Genomic DNA, 19840 nt, shown 5'->3' with positions numbered 1-19840 from the left:
CGTCATCCCGGATGCACCCTTGCATCCCGGATGCACCCTTGCATCCCGGATGCAGCCTTGGCTCACGCGCCAATTCTGCTAGACTGCTTGCCCGAGAGGCGAAAATGCAGGCGCCTGGACCTGAGCGAAGACTCGCAGCGATCCTTGCCGCCGACATGGTCGGCTACAGCCGGCTGATGGAGGTCGACGAGTCGGGCACGCTCGCCCGTCTCAAGACCCACCGGCTCGAGCTCATCGACCCGGCCATCGCCAAGAATCGCGGTCGCATCATCAAGACAACCGGCGATGGGCTGCTGGTCGAATTCCAGAGTGTTGCGGACGCGGTGCTGTGCGCGGCCGAGGTCCAGCGCAGGATGGCGCGGCGCAATGCCGATGTGTCGCCGGCCCGGTGGATTCAGTTCCGCATCGGCATCAATCTCGGCGACGTGATCGTCGAGGAAAACGACATTTTCGGCGACGGCGTCAACGTCGCGGCGCGCCTCGAGGCGCTCGCCGAACCGGGTGGCATCTGCATCTCGGGCGCGGTGCGCGATCAAGTCGGTGATCGGCTGGACGAGATCGCATTCGAGGATCTCGGCGAGCAGAGCGTCAAGAATATCACCCGCCCGATCCATGTCTTCCGGGTGCGGCTCGAGTCAGCCACGATCGCAGCGCTCGAAAGCAGCAAGGAGGCTTCGGCAACACCCGTTACCAGAAAGCCATCCATCGCCGTGCTGCCGCTGGTGAACATGAGCGGCGATCCGGAGCAGGAATTCTTTGCGGACGGCCTCACCGAGGACATCATCACCGAGCTGTCGCGCTTCCGTGACCTGCTCGTCATCTCGCGCAACTCGACCTTCGTGCACAAGGGCAAAGCCGTAAAGGTGCAGGAGGTCGCGCGCGAGCTCGGCGTCGAATACGTCCTCGAAGGCAGTGTGCGCAAGGTTGGCGATCGCGTCCGCGTCACCGTGCAGTTGATCGACGCTCAAACCGACCGGCACATCTGGGCCGAGCGCTACGACCGCAAGCTGGAAGACATCTTCGCCATCCAGGACGAAGTGACCGGCGCGATCGTTGCAACGCTTCCCGGCCGCGTCGAAGCGGCCACGCAGGAACGCGTAAAGCGCAAGCCAACCGACAACATGGCCGCGTATGAATGCGTCCTCGCTGCCAAAGTGCTGCACCATCGCTCGCAGCGCGACGCCAACGCAGAGGCGCAGCTTCTGCTTGATCGCGCCATCGCGCTCGATCCGAACTACGCGCACGCGCATGCCTGGAAAGCCTGCGTGCTGGGCCAGACCTGGGTCTATGGATGGTGCGCGGATCGCGACGCCACCTTTCAGCGGGTCGCTGACGAGTTGCAGATTGCGCTAGCGCTGGATGATAACGACAGCGACGTTCACCGCATCCTGGCTGCGGTCAACCTGACGCGCAACGATCATGACAAGGCGGCGTATCATCAGGAACGCGCAATTGCGCTCAATCCGAACTATGATCTGATCGTGGTGCAGCAGGGCGAGTTTCTGACCTGGCTGGGGCGGCCGGAAGAGGGGATCGACTGGATCAGGAAGGCAATGCGCCTCAATCCGTACCACCCCGAGCGCTTCTGGAACCACCTCGGCCGCGCCCTCTACTGCGCCGAGAGATTCGCGGAAGCCGCCGAAGCCTTCGCGCGGATCACGCGGCCCGACCACACCCATCACGCCTTCCTCGCGGCCATCTTCGCGCAGATGGGCAATACCGTTGCCGCCGCCGCCCATGCCGCTGAGGTCGTGAAGCTTGAACCGACTTTCTCGGTGGCCAGCTATCTCGCCACCCAGCATTACAAGCAGGACGCCGACCGGGCGCGTCATGAGGCGGGGCTACTCAAGGCGGGGTTACCGGTGTGAGGTGTTTGCCGGGGTCACATCGTAGTGGCTGGGTTCTTGTGGCTTGCCGAGCCGTAGCTCGCGGACACAAGCCCGCCTTCGCCCGTTGGGCTTCGGCGCGGCAGCCTTCACTCGCTTCGCGAGCGAAGGCTGGTGGGCGCGACAGGGATCGAACCTGTGACCCCTACCATGTCAAGGTAGTGCTCTCCCGCTGAGCTACGCGCCCCAGAATGGGATGACTGGTCATCCCGCTCCAGCTTTATTCGTATTGGGTGGGGTCCGTATATCGGCTCCAAAGCGCCCGGGCAAGGACGCTGCAGAGTAATTTCTGGTGTGATTTCGAGGGAAATCGAGGCCGAATCAGGCCGCCAGCATCTTGTTCACTTCGCTGACCAGTTCGCGCAGGTGAACCGGCTTGGCCAGCACCTTGGCATTCTTAGGCGCTGCCGAATCGGAATTCAGCGCGACCGCGGCAAAGCCGGTGATGAACATGATCTTGATGTCGGGGTCGAGTTCCGAGGCGCGGCGCGCCAGCTCGATGCCGTCCATTTCCGGCATCACGATATCGGTTAGCAGCATCTCGAACGGCTCCTCGCGCAGCCGCTGGTAGGCCGACAAGCCATTGTCGTGGGGCGAGACCTGAAACCCCGCGTTTTCCAGTGCCTTGACCAGGAAGCGGCGCATGTCGTTGTCGTCTTCGGCGAGGAGGATCTTGTGCATGGCGGTCAGTCGTCGAACCCGGCTTGGAGGATCATTGCGCCCACTAAGCCCGACAGAGGGTAAATTTCGGGTGAAAGGTAATTACTTCTTGGCGGTGGTGAGCGGCGCTATTTCTGTAGCGAAACCTACCAAGATCGATCAAGGCGGCGCTTTTCAGGCGTTTGCGACACTTCCAGGAGGACGGCGGCTTTTTTCCCTTGGCAGAATGATTACGATTACGGACAATACATCCTTACAAAGCCCTGCCCTTCGCCGGCAGAATCGATCGCATGATCGATCGGCCCAAAGGGAATGCGGACATTCAAGGGACGGCGCCCCACGATGACCCAGTTTGATGGCGAGCTGTCGCCCCCGTTCGAGATCCTGGAGCCGGCGCACTGGCGGGCGCCGATCATCTTCAACTCGCCCCATTCCGGCTCGGTCTATCCGCTCGAATTTCTCAATGCCTCCCGGATCGACCTTGCCGCGCTGCGCCGCTCCGAGGATTCGTTCATGGATGAACTGATCGGAGACCTGAGCGCGCAGGGCTTTCCGACGGTCCGGGTCAATTTCCCCCGCTCCTATGTCGACGTGAACCGCGAGCCCTATGAGCTCGATCCGCGCATGTTCACCGGACGCCTGCCGAGCTTCGCCAATACCCGCTCGATGCGGGTTGCCGGCGGCCTCGGCACCATTCCGCGCGTGGTCGGCGACGGGCAGGAAATCTACCGCGAGCGGCTTTCCGTCGACGACGCGCTGGGGCGGATCGAAGCGCTCTACAAGCCCTATCACCGGGCGCTGCGGCGGCTGATCAACAAGGCCCATCAGGCGTTCGGAACCGTAATCCTGGTGGATTGCCATTCGATGCCGTCGGTCGGCGTGTCGCGCGACGAGCCGCGGCGGCCCGACATCGTGATCGGCGACCGCTACGGCACCAGTTGCGCGAGCCTGCTGCCCGATGTCGTCGAGGAAATCATGAGCGGGCTCGGCTATTCGATCGGCCGCAACAAGCCCTATGCCGGCGGCTTCATCACCGAGCACTACGGCAACCCGGCCAGCGGACTGCACACCGTGCAGCTCGAGCTCAATCGCGCGATCTATATGGACGAGCGGCGGCGCGAACGCAGCCCGCGCTTTGCGCAGGTGGCCGCCGATTTCGCCGCGCTGGCTGACGCGCTGGCGCAGGTGCCGCTCGGGGATCTGGGCCCGTTCCAGGCGGCGGCGGAGTAAATTCTGCCCTCGTCATTCCGGGGCGCGCCTCTTGGTGCTAGCCCGGAATGATGAAGCAAGAAAATCCGAAATGACGAGCAGCATTCAGCCAAGAAAAAAGGGCCGCTTGAATGAACAAGCGGCCCAAGTCTAGGGAGGAAACGCCCAAGGAGGGCAGCGATAGCGCCAGGCGCTACCGCACCGCAACAATATGCGGCCGCGCTGCACAAAACGCAAGAGTTTTTGGATGGGTTCCGGCCCAAACTGGAACAAGCTGGCGGATCAGCAACACCGCCGACCGATGACATTTACGCCAGTAAAATCAATGCATTACACGGATGCTAGGGCAAGCCCCGGCCCCACTGCAGTGCTGGTATGCCAAAACTCGCAACTTCGTGATGGCAGGGCTAACCAAAAATCCACGCTTAAACGAAGCCTTTTCGAAAGCCGATTCGAAAGCCAGTTCGCAATACGAACGGGAATAACGCGCCGTTGGCGGTGCGCGACGGTGCGGATTGGGCTAGGCAAGAGGCGGTATTCTTCTTCCATTGGCGGTAAGGGACAGCCGTGACGGTCATCGATTTCACAGCCTTCATCGGCCGCCTCGCGACTGCGTCCGGTGAAACCATCCTGCCGTTCTTCCGGACCTCGCTCTCCATCGACAACAAGAGCGCGAGCGATTTCGATCCGGTCACCGAGGCCGACCGCGCCGCGGAAGCGGTGATGCGCCGCCTGATCAAGGGCAATTTTCCCCAGCACGGCATCGTCGGCGAGGAGTTCGGCAACGAGCGTGAGGACGCCGAATATGTCTGGGTGCTGGATCCGATCGACGGCACCAAATCCTTCATCGCGGGATTTCCGATCTGGGGCACGCTGATCGCGCTGTTGCACAAGGGCACGCCGGTGTTCGGCATGATGCACCAGCCCTATATCGGCGAGCGCTTTTCCGGCGATAGCGGTTCAGCGCATTATTCCGGGCCGTCCGGTGAGCGGCGGCTGACGACGCGGCGCTGCGCCTCGCTGAAGGAAGCGACCTCCTTCACCACGAGCCCACTATTGATGAACGCCGCCGACCGCGAAATCTTCGGCCGGGTCGAGAGTGCGGTTAAGCTGTCGCGCTATGGCGGAGACTGCTATTCCTACTGCATGCTGGCGGCCGGCCATCTCGACCTCGTGGTCGAGACCGAGCTCAAGCCCTACGACATCGCAGCCTTGATCCCGATCGTCACCGGCGCCGGCGGCATCGTCACCAACTGGGAAGGCAAGCCGGCCCAGAGCGGCGGCCGCATCGTCGCCGCCGGCGACGCCCGGGTGCACGAGGCCACGCTGAAACTCTTGAACAGCTAGCGGCACAGCCTCGCAGGACCCCGATGGATGCATTGATCGTCGTCGATATGCAGGTCGGGCTCCTCAACGGGGAGCCGAAGCACGATCTGCGCGATGTCGTCGAGCGCATCAACCACCTCGCTGCCAAGGTCCGCGAACGGTCTGGCACGGTCATCTTCGTCCAGCATTGCGGCGGCAAGGGCGACGATTTCGAGCCGGAAACGCCCGGCTGGGCGCTTCTTCCAGAACTGCACCGCGAGCCCACCGATATCGTGGTTCGGAAGACCCTGAACGATCCTTTCGCCGGGACCGACCTGTCCGCTCGCCTGCAAGCGATCGCACCGGACCGGATCCTCATCACGGGATGGGCAACCGATTTTTGTGTCGACGCGACCGTGCGGTCTGCCGTTTCGAACCATTACGATGTCGTCGTGGTAATGGACGCCCACACCTTGAACGACCGTCCCCACCTCGACGCGGCGAGCGTCATTCGTCACCACAACTGGGTCTGGGGCAACCTGATCACCCAACGATCGGTCAGGCTCGCGCGCACCGACGAACTCCTGCTCTGACAAGGCTTGCTTTGACGAGGCTTGTTTTTAGAAACTTGGCTCCCGCCGCAATCGACAGCACCTTGCATTGCGGCCGTGGCAAAATTACCGGAGGCTTCCATGCAGGCTCTTCGCGTGCTTCTCACCGGATTGTCCGTGCTGCTGCCGGCGGCGGCGGCAGCGCAGGATTTCCCGAGCAAACCGATCCGGCTGATCGTTCCGTTCCCACCCGGCGGCCCCCAACGACATCATCGCGCGCCTGGTCGGCCAGCGCATGTCCGAGATCACGAAGCAGCCGGTTGTGATCGACAATCGCGGCGGGCAGGCCGGCGTGCTCGGCACTGACGCGATCGCAAAGGCCGTCCCCGACGGCTACACGATCGGGATCGTGAGCGCGAGCGCGCTGGTCATCAACCCGACGATGGAAAAGGTGCCCTACGACGTAACGAAGGACTTTGCGCCCGTCACGCTGGTGACGACGGTGCCGGAAATGCTTGTTGTCGCCAGCAACGTGCCCGCCGGCGACATGAAGGAGCTGGTCGCGCTCGCCAAGGCCCAGCCCGGAAAACTCAATTTCGCATCCGCCGGCGTCGGCGGCATGCCGCATCTTGCCGGTGAACTGCTCAAGCAGACGGCCAGGATCGACATTGTGCACGTGCCTTACCGCGGCGCTGCGCCCGCCATCAACGATCTGCTCGGCCAGCAGGTGCAGATGGCGTTCCTCGATTTGCCGGTGCTGCTGCCGCACATCAAGGCGGGCACCCTGCGCCCGATTGCGCTTGGCGCTCCGAAACGCGCGCCCACCTCACCCGACGTGCCGACCACCGCGGAGGTAGGCATGCCCGATCTCCTGATCGAAAACTGGTACGGCATGATCGCGCCGCGCGGGACGTCTGAGGCGATCGTCACCACCCTGAACCGCCTTGCCAACGAGGCAATGAACGATCCGCAGGTCAAGCAGAAGCTCGCCGATCAGGGCCTGACGGTCGCTGGTAACACGCCGGCGCATTTTCGCGACTACATCGGAGCCGAGACCCAAAAATGGGCGCGCGTCATCAAGGCCGCCGGCCTCGACAAGGTAAAGTGAGCGTCACAGCACCGCGTTGCGCAAATAGTCCGCCAGCTGTTTTGCCGGTCGCGGCAGCGCCTTGAAACTGCGGGCGCAGATCGCAAGCCGCCGGTCGGCCCAGGAATCCCTGATCCTGATCGTATTAATCTTCATCGAACGCGCGCAACGTTTTGCGGCGACCTCGGGCATCACAGCAACCCCGATACCGGCGGCGACCATCTGGCCGATCGCATCGAAATTGTTCATCCGGGCGCGGAAACGCAGCCGCGCGCCGAGCCTTGCGGCGTGTCCGGCGACGTGGGCATGCAGCGCGCTGGAGGTGATAAGGCCGACAAAGTCGCGATCCACCACTTCACTGAAATCGACCTGCCGCCGGTTCGCAAGGTCCCCGTCGCGTGGAGCAACCAGCACCAGGCGGTCCTCGCTGAACGGGATCCGCTCGATATTGCCGGGCAGCGCATGTTCGGCCGCGAGCCCCAGATCGGCGCTGCCGCTGGCGATTGCGCGGGCGATGTCCGCGCTTTCGCGCTCTTCGACATCGATCGAGATGTGGGGATGCTGGCTGAGAAAGGCGGCAAGGGCCTTCGGCAGATATTCAGAGATGCTTGACGTATTCGCGAGCAGGCGGACCGTCGCCTTCACACCGCGGGCAAAAGCGGCCAGATCGCCGCGCATCGCCTCGACATTGTGGATCACGACCCTTGCATGATCGAGCAGGCTTTCACCGGCCGGCGTCAGCTCGACGCCGCGGCGGCCACGCGTCAGCAGCGATACGCCGAGCGCTTCTTCCAGTCCCTTGATCCGCGCGCTCGCCGAGGCCAGCGCGAGATGAACCTTTGCCGCGCCGTTGGTGATGCTGCGCGTCTCCGCCACCGCGATGAAGAGCTGAAGATCGACCAGATCGAAACGCATCGGGATTCCTCGCGGCAAGGCCTCCAGCCTTCGAATTTGCCGAAGGCTGTCTCCGTAATCTCCAGATTGTGCGCATTATGCCGATAGGTCAATGTTGCCCCATGATCGATAGCCTGCTTCTCCTCGTCACCGCCACCTTCCTGCTCGCGGGCTTCGTGAAGGGCGCACTCGGGCTCGGCCTGCCGACGGTATCGATGGGCCTGCTTGCGGTGTCGATGCCGCCGGCCCAGGCGATCGCCATCGTCATCGTGCCGGCGATCGTCACCAACGTCTGGCAAACCTTCGGCGGTCCTTATCTGCGCGATATTTTCCGACGGCTATGGCCGTTGCTGGCAGGAACGGCCGCGGGAGTCTGGCTGAACGCGGCGTCGCTGACCGGGCCCTATGCGCGCTACACCACGATCGCGCTCGGCCTGTTACTGGCGATCAATGCCATTATCGGCCTGAGCAAGTTTAATTTCACCGTTGCCCGCCGAAACGAAAAATGGGTCGGCGGCATCGTCGGGCTGATCACCGGCATGATTTCGGCGGCAACCGGCGTGCAGGTCATTCCGTCGGTGCCGTTCCTGCAGGCGATCGGCATGGAGAAGGAAGAGCTGATCCAGGCATTGGGCGTGTTCTTCACAGTCGCGACCCTGGCGCTCGGCCTCAACCTCACCGGCGCCGGCCTGCTGACGGCCGCAACCGCACTGCCGGGCGCGGTCGCCATGGCGGCGTCCTTTGCCGGCATGTTTATCGGACAGGCGGTGCGGACGCGGCTGCAGCCGGATATCTTTCGGCGCTGGTTCCAGATCGGCATGATCGTGCTCGGCCTCTATCTCGCCGGCAATGCGCTTGCGAAACTGATCTCGTAACTTCCCCCGAAGCCGCGCAGGAAATCTGTGAATTCCTTGCGGAGGAATTCCTCCAGATCGGCGGACGGCTGAACCTAGCGCGTCTCCAGCATCGCGACGCGGATGCCGAGATAGACGAAGAGCCCGCCGAGAGCCCGGTTGATCCAGGCCATCACGCCAGCCGATTGCCGGATGCGGCGGGCCGCCCTTGCCGCGAAGGCCGCAACCCCGAAGCACCACAGCGTGCCGCTGGTGATGAAGATCAGGCCGAGCACCAGGAAGGCCAGCGTCTTGTGGCCGGAGTCCGCCGCCACGAATTGCGGCAGGAAGGCCAGGAAGAACAGCGCCACTTTCGGATTGAGCACGTTGGTCAGCGCGCCCTGCCAGAACACGCGGGAAAGCGACGTCTCGGCCGCTGCCGCCGCCTCCGCAATCGGCTGCGGCCGCGACAGCAACATCTGGATCCCCGTAAACAGGAGATAGGCGGCACCGGCCCATTTCAGCACCGTGAAGGCGGTCGATGACGCCATCAACAGCGCCGACAGGCCGATCGCGGCGCCGAACACGTGAACGAGGCAGCCGACGCTGATCCCGGTTGCAGCCGCCGCCCCGCCGCGCCATCCGAACTGGATGCTGCGGCCGATAATATAGGCGGTGTCCGGCCCCGGGGTGACGTTGAGCAGGAGCCCGGAGAGGATGAAAAGCCAGAGTTCATGAATGCCGAGCGTCTCAACCATCATTTGACCGGTTCCTTGACCCTACCTGCCCTTACTTGTGCGTGTAACAATTCCAGACGGTTTGCAGTACTATCATGAGCAAATCGGGCTTCCACCAGACTGCTCATATTTTATAAACATTGGAATCGGTCGGCCGACCACGTAGTGGTTATCCCGCCCATTCCGGCGCCGTTGGGGATATAGTGGGGACATGGAAAGACGCTTGGCAGCCATCGTCTGTGCTGACGTCGCCGGCTATTCCCGCATGATGGGGGCCGACGAGGCGGGGACGCACGCCACGTTCAAGGCCCATCGCACCGCGATCTACCCGATCATCCTCAATCACGGCGGCCGCCTTGTGAAGAACACCGGCGACGGCTTCCTCCTTGAATTTCCCTCTATCGTCGGCGCCATCGAGGCCGCGATCGCGATGCAGATGGTGATGGCCGAGCGAAACGAGCACCTCCCTGCCGATCGATCCATGCAGTTCCGCATGGGCATCCACATGGGCGACGTGATGGCCGACGAGGACGAGGTTTTCGGCGACGACGTCAATATCGCCGTCCGCCTCGAATCGGTCGCCGCCCCCGGCGGCGTGGCGGTTTCGGGCAAGGCCTGCCATGAGGCCGGCAAACGCCTCAGCGTCGTGCTGGCCGACGCCGGCCCCCACCGGTTCAAGAACATCGACGAGCCGATCCACGTCTGGACCTGGCAGCCCGCCGGCTCCGACGCCGGCGGCCCTGCGCCCAAAGCCTCGACCGAAACATCGGTCACCAATCTTCCGGCCCAGTACCGGACGGCGATCGTGGGCGTGCTGCCGTTCGCAAATCTGAGCGAGAGCGCGGACGAGTATTTTTCCGACGGGCTGACCGAAGACCTGATCCACGCGCTTTCGCTGCAATCCTTCTACCGGGTGCTGAGCCGGAATGCGACGTTCTCGTTCAAGGGCAAGAATGTCAGCACGCGCCTGATCGCGCGCGAGATCGACGCGACCTATCTGATCCAGGGCTCGGTCCGGCGCGCCGCAACCAAGATCCGCGTCACCGCCGAACTAATCGCGCCCGAGACCGGCGAGCAATTATGGACTGGCCGGTTCGACCGCGACATCGGCGACCTGTTCGCGATGCAGGACGAACTTACCACCAGCCTGTCCGCGGCGATCGCGGCCGAGATCTACCGGGCGGAGGCCTCCGCCCCGCCCCGCGCATCGTCGAACGACATCACTGCCTGGGATCGGTTCCTGAAAGGGCTGTCCTACTACTACCTGCACACCAAGGCGGATTACGAAACCTCGATCGGCCTGTTCAGGGAAGCCATCGCGCTCGATCCGACGCTGTCGATCGCGCGCGCCTATCTCGCCACCATCCAGATGCAGGGCATGCAGTTCGGATGGATCAAGAGCACGCGCGAATTGTGGGAATCCGCGATGAGCCTCGCGGAGAGCAGCGTCCGGCTCGACCCCCGTTCGTCTTTTGCGTTTCAGATTCTAGCCTATCTGCACGCGGTGGAAGGGCACTACGAGGCTGCGATGGATGCCGCAAAGCGCGCAGTCGGGCTCAATCCATACGACATGGGCGCCCGCGGCGTGCTCGGCTTTTGTCATCTCATGAGCGGCGAACACCGGCAAGCCATCGAGTTGTTTACGATGGCGGCGCAGCAAGGCAACAACGATCCTCGATATCAGTGGGCGACAGTGAACGCGTTCAGCCATTACCTGCTCGGGCAATATGACGCTTCGCTGTCCTGGGCGCGCGAAGAGCTTTATGTGAATCCCAATCATCTCCAGGCACTGGCGATACGGGCGGCAGCGCTGGCGCAATTGGGGCGAACGGCGGAAGCGGTAAACGCGGCCGAGGTTCTCTTGAGCAACTACCCGACCCTGACCGTCGAGCGCTACTTGCGGAATTTTCACTGGAAGGCCGCGGCCGACATTGCCCATTACCGTGACGGCCTTGTGAAAGCCGGCATCCCCTTCAGCAAATTGACTCTCGTCGAATCCTCTCCAAGGCTTGCCGCAGATTCCTGAGCGTGTGTAGGCTGGTCGGTTGACACCGCGCCGGATTCCGCCAAAACTTGCTACACGCTGAAGTAGCGCACCGCCGAATTCCCTTTTCAGAACCGTCATGCGCTTCGCCTTGGCGGCGGACCGATTTTCATACTTGGCGCTTTGAGGATTTGAAGCCATGTCGGATAACCCCATCGGTACTGCTTCGGGCACCACGCCGGCCGGGCAGATTCCCGTTTCCCCCAATAATCCATGCCCGTTTTTGCGCGCGTTGGTCGCCAACAGCTACGTCGGCGGCCACGTCGTGCCGCTTCCGAAGCTGTCCGAAACCATCGGGCTCGCAAGCGGCGAAACGGGCTTTGCCCAAAAGAAGGTGCGGTTGGCAACCTGGATGGTCGCCGTCATTGCGAACGGCCTCGGGCCGCTGCGCGTCTTGAAGAGCGCGACCTCGGGCGCCGTGCTCGACGAGCTGCGAAACGGTCCCCTCGACAAGCATGGCGGCGGCTCGCGCATTCTCGACGCCGACGCGAAGGTTCATGAAGAGCAGATCGACCGGCTCGCCACCTTCGGCAAGGACTGCAAGGATCCTTCAGGGGGCATCGAACTCGGGCTGACGGCGAAAGAGATCGACGCCTTCATGAACGCCAACATCAAGCGCGACGGCGACGCCGCGCACTGGTACTACCCGATGCTGATGAAAGGCGAATGGCCCGTCCTGCTGAAAATCCTCGGCAAGGGCGAAGGCGAGGCGCGCTACCTCAGCGTCGCCGAGGTCAGGACGCTGTTCGTCGAACGGCGGCTGCCCGAACGGATCACGGCACGGTTGCCGAAGCCACCCTCGAGCTAGATCTCACTTGAACAGCGGCGTGCCCGGCACGAAGGCGTCGAACGCCGCCCAGAATTGCGAGCGGTAGCGGTCCTGCTCCTGCAGGATCTCGTGCCTGGAGCCCGCGATCACCAGATGCGAGCCGGCGCGCAGATGATAGGCGAATTCCTCGATCGCGGCCGTTGAAACAATGGTGTCGTTGCTGGCGGCCAGCATCAGGATCGGCTGGCGGATTTCGGACGGATAGTTCACGCCACGAAAGGTATGCATCGCCCTGAACGCGGTATCGGCCCAGGCTACCGTCGGCGAGCCGATGCCCAGCGTCGGATCTTCTTCCAGGATCGCGGCGTTGCGGGCGTAGCGCACGGGATCGCTGGTGAAGGGGTTGTTGATGAAGGATTCCGTTCCGGTCAGCGCATCGCTGCCGCCGGGCACGTAGCGGCCGCCCTGCCCCATCAGCCGCATCACCCGCAGCAACGCCCGCGTCGGAAGCGCGGTCCTGCGCCCCGGCAGGTCGATCATCGGCGCCGTCAGCACCATGCGGTCGAACCAGCGTTTTCCCGCGCGCGCCACCCGCAGCATGACCGCCCCGCCCATCGAATGCGCCAGCGCGAAATAGGGCGGCGGGCAATCCGGCAGCACCACCTGCTGCACGAAGGTTTCGACGTCGACCTCGAAATCGGAGAAGTCGCGGACATAGCCCTTGCGCGGATCGCGCAGACGGCGCGACGAATGCCCCTGGCCACGCCAGTCAATCATCGCCACCGCAAAGCCGCGGTCGCGCAGGTCCCGCACCGTCTCGAAATATTTTTCGATCGACTCGCTGCGCCCGGTGAAAACGCACACCGTGCCCTTGCGCCCCGCCGGCGGCGCCCAGCGCGCGAACCGCAATTCCGCGCCGTCGGGCGTCTTGATGGTGCCTGAGACGACGTCCTCCGGAACCGGATTGGCGGGAATAGAGACGAGCGTCATGATAGGAAACCGGCTAGGTGAATAGGGCTGGAAATCAAGGCAGGAGCGCAAAAAAGGGCCTGTTTCGCCCCACTTGAACGCCGTTTCACCCCTCCCATATCATTTCTGTGCAGGCCGCTACCAGTGTTTCGGAACCGAAACACGAAGGCTGCACACCCAAGACTATCTTGGACTAAAGCCCGGCCCGATGGCGGGCGGGTAACTGAAACAGTCGCTCAATGGAGGACTACCCATGCGTACCTACGATCTCACCCCGTTTTATCGTTCCACCGTCGGCTTCGACCGCTTCTTCAACCTGCTCGATCAGGTGACGTCAGACGGCAGCCCCGGTTATCCGCCCTACAATATCGAGCGCACCGGTGAGAACGCCTACCGCATCAGCGTTGCGGTCTCCGGCTTCTCACAAGGCGAGCTGTCGATCGTCGCGAAGGAAAACACGCTGACGATCAAGGGCGAGAAAACCGCCAACGAGAACGGCAAGGACAATTCCGAAGTGCTGTACCGCGGCATCGCGGCGCGTGCCTTCGAGCGCATCTTCCAGCTTGCCGATTTCGTGCAGGTGAAGAGCGCCTCGCTCGAGAACGGCCTGCTCCACGTCGATCTCGTCCGCGAGATCCCCGAAGCCAAGAAGCCGCGCAGCATTCCGATCAATTCCGGCGCGCAGGCCCCGCAGGTGGTCGACGCTTCGGTCGCTGCGTAACGCAGGTCAAGTCTTCGGCCAATATCGGCTGAATGCGAAAACGCCCCGGGAAACCGGGGCGTTTTTTGTTCGTAGGTTCGTAGTGCGCATGGAGCCAACCGGTGCTTCACTCCAGCCCCTGCACCGTGGGCATGTCCTGGGTCGGTGCAATCTGCGCGGCGGGCTTGGCTGGAACCGAGCCGGTTGTCACCGGGGCGGCTGCCGGCACCTCGGCCGGCTTCGGCGCAGGCGCTGCCGCCTGCTTGATCGGCGCGGCAGCGGGTTTGGAGGCGAGCGGATTGGCCTTCGGCATCGGCACCGTGCGGCTCGCGACATGAGGAGCTGGCCGTGCCGGCCGCGGCGCGGCCTGGACGTGGTCCGGCGCTTGGGCCTGCAGCGGCTGAGCCACAGAGGGCCCACGGAGAGCGCTCTGGTCTTCGTAGTAATTGTCGCCCATCCCGTTGGCCGGCACGAAACGGATAATCCGGCCGTTGCGTGCGTCGATCATCAGCCGGCCGTCCTCGCCGCCGCGGTCGATCACCGCAATCGTGTAGACGACGCCGCGCAGCCTGGGGATGCCGAGCGGCGAGAATCCGTTGTCGCGCAGCACCGAATAGACTTCCGTCGACGGCAGCAAGCCGGGGCCGGGGCCGTATCCGAACTGCGGCCCGGGTGCGTAGCGTGGACCGGGTACGTACTGCGGCCCGGGAACCGGGGCCGGTGCCACCGCATAGGGGGCATCGAAATCCGACGCCGCCGTGTAAGGCCCAGGCACCTGCGCCTGCGCGCTGCCCGCCAGAAGGACCAGTCCCGCCGCCAAAGATCCCGTGAACAACTTCATCACCGAAAGCTCCTGTAAGCCTCGCAGCCGCCGGGCCCGAGCGGGAGCATTTCGCCCTCTCGCCTGCCGGCACGGGCCAATATTTCATTGCGAAATCCGGCGGTCCTTGGGCCGGATCGGGGCGCCGCTGCCGCAAACCCGCGCCGGCGGCTTTTTCCCCGGCCGCCAGGCGCCAATCCGCATGCGGGCGAGGACTTTCACGCGCTTGTGTGATAAAGAAAAATTTGGCATGGTCGAAGTTAGGACAGTATCACTGTCTCAATTGCGGAGCGGTCCCGGCACAGGGATTGCAACGAAACCGTGGCGCCACGAGCTCCAGGGCAGTGCAGGCAAGGCCGTTCCTCAGGGACGTTGAACGCCCAAGCCTGAATTTAAGAAATTGCGGCTCGCGGAGGACGAGCGGTGGCCCGGTGGGTGCCGCAAGCGTCCAAGGTGCGCCGACGATGCGGTGAGGCCCTTAGCCTTTTTGAGAGGAATGAGATGAGCGGGTCGGAATTCGAGCGCGAAAACATCGTGGCAGAAACACTGTCGGCGACCGCGGCCTCGAAACCGGCCGACGCCTTGTTTGAAGATGCTCCGCGCGAGCATGACTGGCGTCCGCCGGCCGAGGGCCTGTACGACCTCAGCATGGAGAAGGATTCCTGCGGCGTCGGCTTCATCGCCAACATCAAGGGCAAGAAGTCGCATCAGATCGTCTCCGACGCGATCAGCATTCTCTGTAACCTCGAGCATCGCGGCGCGGTCGGCGCCGATCCGCGCGCCGGCGACGGCGCCGGCATCCTCGTGCAGATCCCGCATGCGTTCTTCGCGCGCAAGGCCGCCGAGATCGGCTTCAAGCTGCCGGAGCCCGGCCACTACGCGATCGGCGCGCTGTTCATGCCGAAGGAGACGGCGTGGCGAAAGGTGATCCAGAGCATCATCGCCGAACAGATCAAGGAAGAGGGCCTCGTGCTGCTCGGCTGGCGCGACGTGCCGTCCGACAACGCCTCGCTCGGCGAAACCGTCAAGCCGACCGAGCCCTACCACATGCAGGTGTTCATCGGCCGCAACGGCACGGCGAAGACCGAGGAAGAGTTCGAGCGCAGGCTCTACATCCTGCGCAAGTCGATCTCCCAGGCGATCTATCAGCGCCGCGACCGCGGCATGGCCGGCTACTACCCGGTCTCGCTGTCGTGCCGCACTGTGATCTACAAGGGCATGTTCCTCGCCGACCAGCTCGGCAAGTACTATCCCGACCTGCATGAAGAAGATTTCGAGAGCGCGCTGGCGCTGGTGCATCAGCGCTTCTCGACCAACACCTTCCCGACCTGGTCGCTGGCGCATCCGTACCGGATGATCGCCCATAACGGCGAAATCAACACGCTGCGCGGCAACGTCAACTGGATGGCGGCGCGCCAGGCTTCCGTGCATTCGGAGCTCTACGGCAAGGACATCAGCCGGCTGTGGCCGATCTCCTATGAAGGCCAGAGCGACACCGCCTGCTTCGACAACGCGCTCGAATTCCTGGTGCAGGGCGGCTACTCGCTGCCGCACGCGGTCATGATGATGATTCCGGAAGCCTGGGCCGGCAATCCCCTGATGGATGAGACGCGCCGCGCCTTCTACGAATATCACGCGGCCCTGATGGAGCCGTGGGACGGCCCTGCCGCGATCGCCTTCACCGACGGCCGCCAGATCGGCGCCACGCTCGACCGCAATGGCTTGCGTCCGGCGCGCTATCTCGTCACCAAGGACGACCGCATCGTGATGGCGTCCGAAATGGGCGTGCTGAAGATCCCTGAGGACCAGATCGTCACCAAGTGGCGGCTGCAGCCCGGCAAGATGCTGCTGGTCGACCTCGAACAGGGACGCCTGATTCCCGACGACGAGATCAAGGCGACGCTGGCCAAGAGCCATCCCTACAGCGACTGGCTGCAGCGCACCCAGCTCGTGCTGGAGGAATTGCCCGACGCGCCGACCAAGGGCATCCGCTCGAACCTGCCGCTGCTCGACCGGCAGCAGGCGTTCGGCTATAGCCAGGAAGACATCAACATCCTGATGACGCCGATGGCGGCCACCGGCGAAGAAGCCGCGGGCTCGATGGGCAATGACACGCCGATCTCGGCGCTGTCGGACCGACCGAAGCCGCTCTTCACCTATTTCAAGCAGAATTTTGCGCAGGTCACCAACCCGCCGATCGATCCGATCCGCGAGGAGCTCGTGATGAGCCTCGTCTCGATCATCGGGCCGCGGCCGAACCTGTTCGACCTGCAGGGCATGGCCTCGACCAAGCGGCTCGAAGTGCGCCAGCCGATCCTGACCGATGCGGACCTGGAAAAGATCCGCTCGATCTCCGATGTCGCGGACACGCATTTCAAGTCGCGCACGCTCGACACCACCTTCCATGCCGGCTTCGGCGCAGCGGGAATGGAGCAGGTGCTCGATGAACTCTGCGCGCGCGCCGAAGGCGCGGTGCGCGAAGGCGTCAACATCATCATCCTGTCCGACCGCATGGCGGGCTCGGACCGGATTCCGATCCCCTCGCTGCTCGCCTGCGCCGCCGTGCATCATCATCTGATCCGCACCGGCCTGCGCACCTCGGTCGGTCTCGTCGTCGAATCCGGCGAACCGCGCGAAGTGCACCATTTCGCCTGTCTCGCCGGCTACGGCGCCGAGGCGATCAATCCCTATCTGGCGTTCGAAACCATCATCGCGATGAAGGACCGCCTGCCGGGCGCGCTCGACGACTATGAGATCGTCAAGCGCTACATCAAGTCGATCGGCAAAGGCCTGTTGAAGGTGATGTCCAAGATGGGCATCTCGACCTATCAGTCCTATTGCGGCGCGCAGATCTTCGACGCCGTCGGATTGAAGGCCGACTTTGTCGCGAAGTATTTTGCCGGCACCCACACCCGCATCGAGGGCGTGGGCCTCGCCGAGATCGCCGAGGAAACCGCGCGCCGCCATACGGACGCGTTCGGCGACGCGCAGGTCTACAAGACCGCGCTCGACGTCGGCGGCGAATATGCCTACCGCACCCGCGGCGAGGACCATGCCTGGACCGCGGAATCCGTCTCCACGCTGCAGCATGCCGTGCGCGGCAACTCGCTGGAGCGTTACCGGGCCTTCGCAAAGATCCTCAACGAGCAGTCCGAGCGGCTGCTGACATTGCGCGGCCTGTTCCGGATCAAGACCGCCGAGGACGAGAAGCGCAAGCCGGTGAAGCTCGACCAGGTCGAGCCCGCCAAGGACATCGTCAAGCGGTTTGCCACGGGCGCCATGTCGTTCGGCTCGATTTCGCGCGAGGCGCATACGACGCTGGCCATCGCCATGAACCGGATCGGCGGCAAGTCGAACACCGGCGAAGGCGGTGAAGAATCCGATCGCTTCAAGCCGATGCCGAACGGCGACAGCATGCGCTCGGCGATCAAGCAGGTCGCCTCGGGCCGGTTCGGCGTGACGACGGAATATCTCGTCAACTCCGACATGATGCAGATCAAGATGGCGCAGGGCGCCAAGCCCGGCGAAGGCGGCCAGTTGCCCGGCCACAAGGTCGACGCGACCATCGCCCGCGTACGGCATTCGACGCCGGGCGTCGGTCTCATTTCGCCGCCGCCGCACCACGACATCTATTCGATCGAGGATCTGGCGCAGCTCATCTACGACCTCAAGAACGTCAATCCGGACGGTCAGGTCTCGGTTAAGCTGGTTTCCGAAATCGGCGTCGGCACGGTGGCCGCGGGCGTCGCGAAAGCGCGCGCCGACCACGTCACCATCGCAGGCTTCGAGGGCGGCACCGGCGCCTCCCCGCTCACCTCGATCAAGCACGCGGGCTCGCCGTGGGAAATCGGCCTTGCCGAAACCCACCAGACGCTGGTGCGCGAGCGACTGCGCAGCCGCATCGTGGTCCAGGTCGACGGCGGTTTCCGCACCGGACGCGACGTCGTGATCGGCGCTCTGCTCGGCGCCGACGAGTTCGGCTTCGCGACCGCGCCGCTAATCGCGGCCGGCTGCATCATGATGCGCAAGTGCCATCTCAACACCTGCCCGGTCGGCGTGGCGACGCAGGATCCGGTACTGCGCAAGCGCTTCACCGGCCAGCCCGAGCACGTCATCAACTACTTCTTCTTCGTCGCCGAAGAGGTGCGCGAGATCATGGCGCAGCTCGGCTACAAGAAATTCGACGAGATGGTCGGCCAAACCCAGATGCTCGACCAGTCGACGCTGGTAGCGCACTGGAAGGCCAAGGGCCTCGATTTCTCAAAACTGTTCGTGCGGCAGAACGAACTGCCCGGCCAAAAGATCTATCACGCCGAGGCCCAGAACCATCATCTGGAGAAGGTGCTCGACCGCCGCCTGATCGACAAGGCGCAGGCTGCGCTCGACCGCGGCGCACCGGTCAAGATCGAGGAAGAGATCAACAACACCGACCGCTCCGCCGGCGCGATGCTGTCGGGTCAGGTCGCCAAGATCTACGGCCATGCCGGGCTGCCGCATGACACCATTCAGGTCAGCCTGAAGGGCACCGCAGGCCAGGCATTCGGCGCCTGGCTGGCGCGCGGCGTCACCTTCGATCTCGAAGGCGAAGGCAACGACTATGTCGGCAAGGGCCTGTCCGGCGGCCGCATCATCGTCAAGCCGCCGCGGAATTCCGGCATCGTGCCGGAAGAATCCATCATCGTCGGCAACACGGTGATGTACGGCGCGATCGAGGGCGAATGCTATTTCCGCGGCATCGCCGGCGAGCGCTTTGCGGTGCGTAACTCTGGCGCGATCGCGGTGGTCGAAGGCGCCGGCGACCATTGCTGCGAATACATGACCGGCGGCATCGTCGTGGTGCTCGGCAAGACCGGGCGCAACTTCGCGGCCGGCATGTCGGGCGGCATCGCCTATGTGCTGGACGAGGCCGGCGACTTCGCCAAGCTTTGCAACATGGCGATGGTCGAACTGGAGCCGGTGCTCTCGGAAGAGATGATCAACCAGAACACCTATCACCACGCTGGCGATCTCGAGCAGCATGGCCGGGTCGACGTGTTCCAGGACCTGCTCGCTTCCGACGTCGAGCGGCTGCACGTGCTGATCACGCGTCATGCCAAACTGACCGGCTCGAAGAGGGCCGCCGAGATCCTCGCCAACTGGAAGGCCTGGCTGCCGAAATTCCGCAAGGTAATGCCGGTGGAATACCGCCGCGCACTGAAGGAATTGAAGGCGAACGCCGACGCCGAGCCAAAAATCGCAATCGGGGCCTAGTAGTTGCACGAGCCCGTCATTGCGAGCGCAGCGAAGCAATCCATAGCGCCACAAGCCGAACCATGGATTGCTTCGTCGCCAACACTCCTCGCAATGACGGAGGGTGACGGAAACAGATACGAACGA

At 63.6% G+C, this 19840-nt stretch carries 13 protein-coding genes, 1 tRNA gene and 2 pseudogenes; 10 read left to right on the top strand and 6 right to left on the bottom strand.

The genetic code is table 11. The annotated features are described in order from the left end of the window. The first annotated feature begins 104 nt into the window (after positions 1-104). Positions 105-1868, top strand: a complete 1764-nt coding sequence (locus V1279_RS02655) for an adenylate/guanylate cyclase domain-containing protein (protein WP_334432185.1) — start codon at positions 105-107, stop codon at positions 1866-1868. A 130-nt stretch (positions 1869-1998) separates the two neighbouring features. On the opposite strand, the gene V1279_RS02650 is transcribed toward V1279_RS02655, so the two are convergent. Beyond that, positions 1999-2073: transfer RNA gene (locus tag V1279_RS02650), tRNA-Val, on the bottom strand. Between the two features lie 134 nt (positions 2074-2207). Continuing rightward, the gene (cpdR, locus tag V1279_RS02645) at positions 2208-2567 is read right to left on the bottom strand and encodes a cell cycle two-component system response regulator CpdR (protein ID WP_334432184.1); all 360 of its coding nucleotides are present in this window, start codon (positions 2565-2567) and stop codon (positions 2208-2210) included. A 321-nt stretch (positions 2568-2888) separates the two neighbouring features. Here cpdR and V1279_RS02640 point away from each other — a divergent pair, with 321 nt between their 5' ends. The 4 genes and pseudogenes from V1279_RS02640 (at position 2889) to V1279_RS02625 (ending at position 6719) form a co-directional block, all read left to right on the top strand. Beyond that, positions 2889-3776, top strand: a complete 888-nt coding sequence (locus tag V1279_RS02640; RefSeq protein ID WP_334432183.1) for an N-formylglutamate amidohydrolase — start codon at positions 2889-2891, stop codon at positions 3774-3776. Positions 3777-4322: 546 nt separating this feature from the next. Next, positions 4323-5102 (top strand): histidinol-phosphatase, encoded by a 780-nt coding sequence (gene hisN / locus V1279_RS02635; RefSeq protein WP_334432181.1) that lies wholly within the window; start codon positions 4323-4325, stop codon positions 5100-5102. A gap of 23 nt (positions 5103-5125) precedes the next feature. Further along, entirely contained in the window at positions 5126-5653 is a 528-nt protein-coding gene (locus V1279_RS02630; protein ID WP_334432179.1) for a cysteine hydrolase family protein, read from the top strand. 99 nt (positions 5654-5752) lie between these two features. Beyond that, positions 5753-6719, top strand: a pseudogene (locus tag V1279_RS02625) (Bug family tripartite tricarboxylate transporter substrate binding protein). A gap of 3 nt (positions 6720-6722) precedes the next feature. On the opposite strand, the gene V1279_RS02620 reads toward V1279_RS02625, so the two are convergent. Beyond that, complete coding sequence (locus tag V1279_RS02620; RefSeq protein WP_334432177.1) at positions 6723-7613, bottom strand: LysR substrate-binding domain-containing protein; 891 nt, start codon at positions 7611-7613, stop codon at positions 6723-6725. 101 nt (positions 7614-7714) lie between these two features. On the opposite strand from V1279_RS02620, the gene V1279_RS02615 reads away from it, so the two are divergent. Beyond that, positions 7715-8467 (top strand): sulfite exporter TauE/SafE family protein, encoded by a 753-nt coding sequence (locus V1279_RS02615; RefSeq protein WP_334432175.1) that lies wholly within the window; start codon positions 7715-7717, stop codon positions 8465-8467. 74 nt (positions 8468-8541) lie between these two features. On the opposite strand, the gene V1279_RS02610 is transcribed toward V1279_RS02615, so the two are convergent. Next, complete coding sequence (locus tag V1279_RS02610) at positions 8542-9186, bottom strand: LysE family translocator (RefSeq protein ID WP_334432172.1); 645 nt, start codon at positions 9184-9186, stop codon at positions 8542-8544. A 187-nt stretch (positions 9187-9373) separates the two neighbouring features. Here V1279_RS02610 and V1279_RS02605 point away from each other — a divergent pair, with 187 nt between their 5' ends. Both V1279_RS02605 and V1279_RS02600 read left to right on the top strand, forming a co-directional pair. Beyond that, complete coding sequence (locus V1279_RS02605) at positions 9374-11188, top strand: tetratricopeptide repeat protein (protein ID WP_334432169.1); 1815 nt, start codon at positions 9374-9376, stop codon at positions 11186-11188. Between the two features lie 157 nt (positions 11189-11345). Beyond that, positions 11346-12008 (top strand): annotated as a pseudogene (locus V1279_RS02600) (di-heme-cytochrome C peroxidase); the annotation flags it as partial. A 9-nt stretch (positions 12009-12017) separates the two neighbouring features. On the opposite strand, the gene V1279_RS02595 reads toward V1279_RS02600, so the two are convergent. Continuing rightward, positions 12018-12965 (bottom strand): alpha/beta hydrolase, encoded by a 948-nt coding sequence (locus V1279_RS02595; RefSeq protein WP_334432167.1) that lies wholly within the window; start codon positions 12963-12965, stop codon positions 12018-12020. A 232-nt stretch (positions 12966-13197) separates the two neighbouring features. Between V1279_RS02595 and V1279_RS02590 the strand changes: the two genes are divergently transcribed. Then, on the top strand, positions 13198-13665 hold the full coding sequence (locus V1279_RS02590; RefSeq protein ID WP_334432165.1) for an Hsp20 family protein: 468 nt from the start codon (positions 13198-13200) through the stop codon (positions 13663-13665). A gap of 106 nt (positions 13666-13771) precedes the next feature. On the opposite strand, the gene V1279_RS02585 is transcribed toward V1279_RS02590, so the two are convergent. Beyond that, complete coding sequence (locus tag V1279_RS02585) at positions 13772-14485, bottom strand: hypothetical protein (RefSeq protein WP_334446169.1); 714 nt, start codon at positions 14483-14485, stop codon at positions 13772-13774. 480 nt (positions 14486-14965) lie between these two features. On the opposite strand from V1279_RS02585, the gene gltB reads away from it, so the two are divergent. Further along, positions 14966-19714, top strand: a complete 4749-nt coding sequence (gene gltB, locus V1279_RS02580) for a glutamate synthase large subunit (RefSeq protein WP_334432163.1) — start codon at positions 14966-14968, stop codon at positions 19712-19714. Positions 19715-19840 lie beyond the last annotated feature (126 nt).

It is taken from the genome of Bradyrhizobium sp. AZCC 1610, assembly GCF_036924515.1.
Lineage (GTDB): Bacteria > Pseudomonadota > Alphaproteobacteria > Rhizobiales > Xanthobacteraceae > Bradyrhizobium.
This window is presented reverse-complemented; position numbering and strand designations above follow the sequence as displayed.

Excerpts from the sequence above, each read along its gene's own strand:
- V1279_RS02590 (WP_334432165.1), top strand. The coding sequence starts at position 13,198 with ATGCGTACCTACGATCTCACCCCGTTTTATCGTTCCACCGTCGGCTTC.
- gltB (WP_334432163.1), top strand. The coding sequence starts at position 14,966 with ATGAGCGGGTCGGAATTCGAGCGCGAAAACATCGTGGCAGAAACACTG.
- V1279_RS02630 (WP_334432179.1), top strand. The coding sequence starts at position 5,126 with ATGGATGCATTGATCGTCGTCGATATGCAGGTCGGGCTCCTCAACGGG.
- V1279_RS02585 (WP_334446169.1), bottom strand. The coding sequence starts at position 14,485 with ATGAAGTTGTTCACGGGATCTTTGGCGGCGGGACTGGTCCTTCTGGCG.
- V1279_RS02620 (WP_334432177.1), bottom strand. The coding sequence starts at position 7,613 with ATGCGTTTCGATCTGGTCGATCTTCAGCTCTTCATCGCGGTGGCGGAG.
- V1279_RS02655 (WP_334432185.1), top strand. The coding sequence starts at position 105 with ATGCAGGCGCCTGGACCTGAGCGAAGACTCGCAGCGATCCTTGCCGCC.
- V1279_RS02615 (WP_334432175.1), top strand. The coding sequence starts at position 7,715 with ATGATCGATAGCCTGCTTCTCCTCGTCACCGCCACCTTCCTGCTCGCG.
- V1279_RS02640 (WP_334432183.1), top strand. The coding sequence starts at position 2,889 with ATGACCCAGTTTGATGGCGAGCTGTCGCCCCCGTTCGAGATCCTGGAG.
- V1279_RS02595 (WP_334432167.1), bottom strand. The coding sequence starts at position 12,965 with ATGACGCTCGTCTCTATTCCCGCCAATCCGGTTCCGGAGGACGTCGTC.
- cpdR (WP_334432184.1), bottom strand. The coding sequence starts at position 2,567 with ATGCACAAGATCCTCCTCGCCGAAGACGACAACGACATGCGCCGCTTC.
- V1279_RS02605 (WP_334432169.1), top strand. The coding sequence starts at position 9,374 with ATGGAAAGACGCTTGGCAGCCATCGTCTGTGCTGACGTCGCCGGCTAT.
- V1279_RS02610 (WP_334432172.1), bottom strand. The coding sequence starts at position 9,186 with ATGATGGTTGAGACGCTCGGCATTCATGAACTCTGGCTTTTCATCCTC.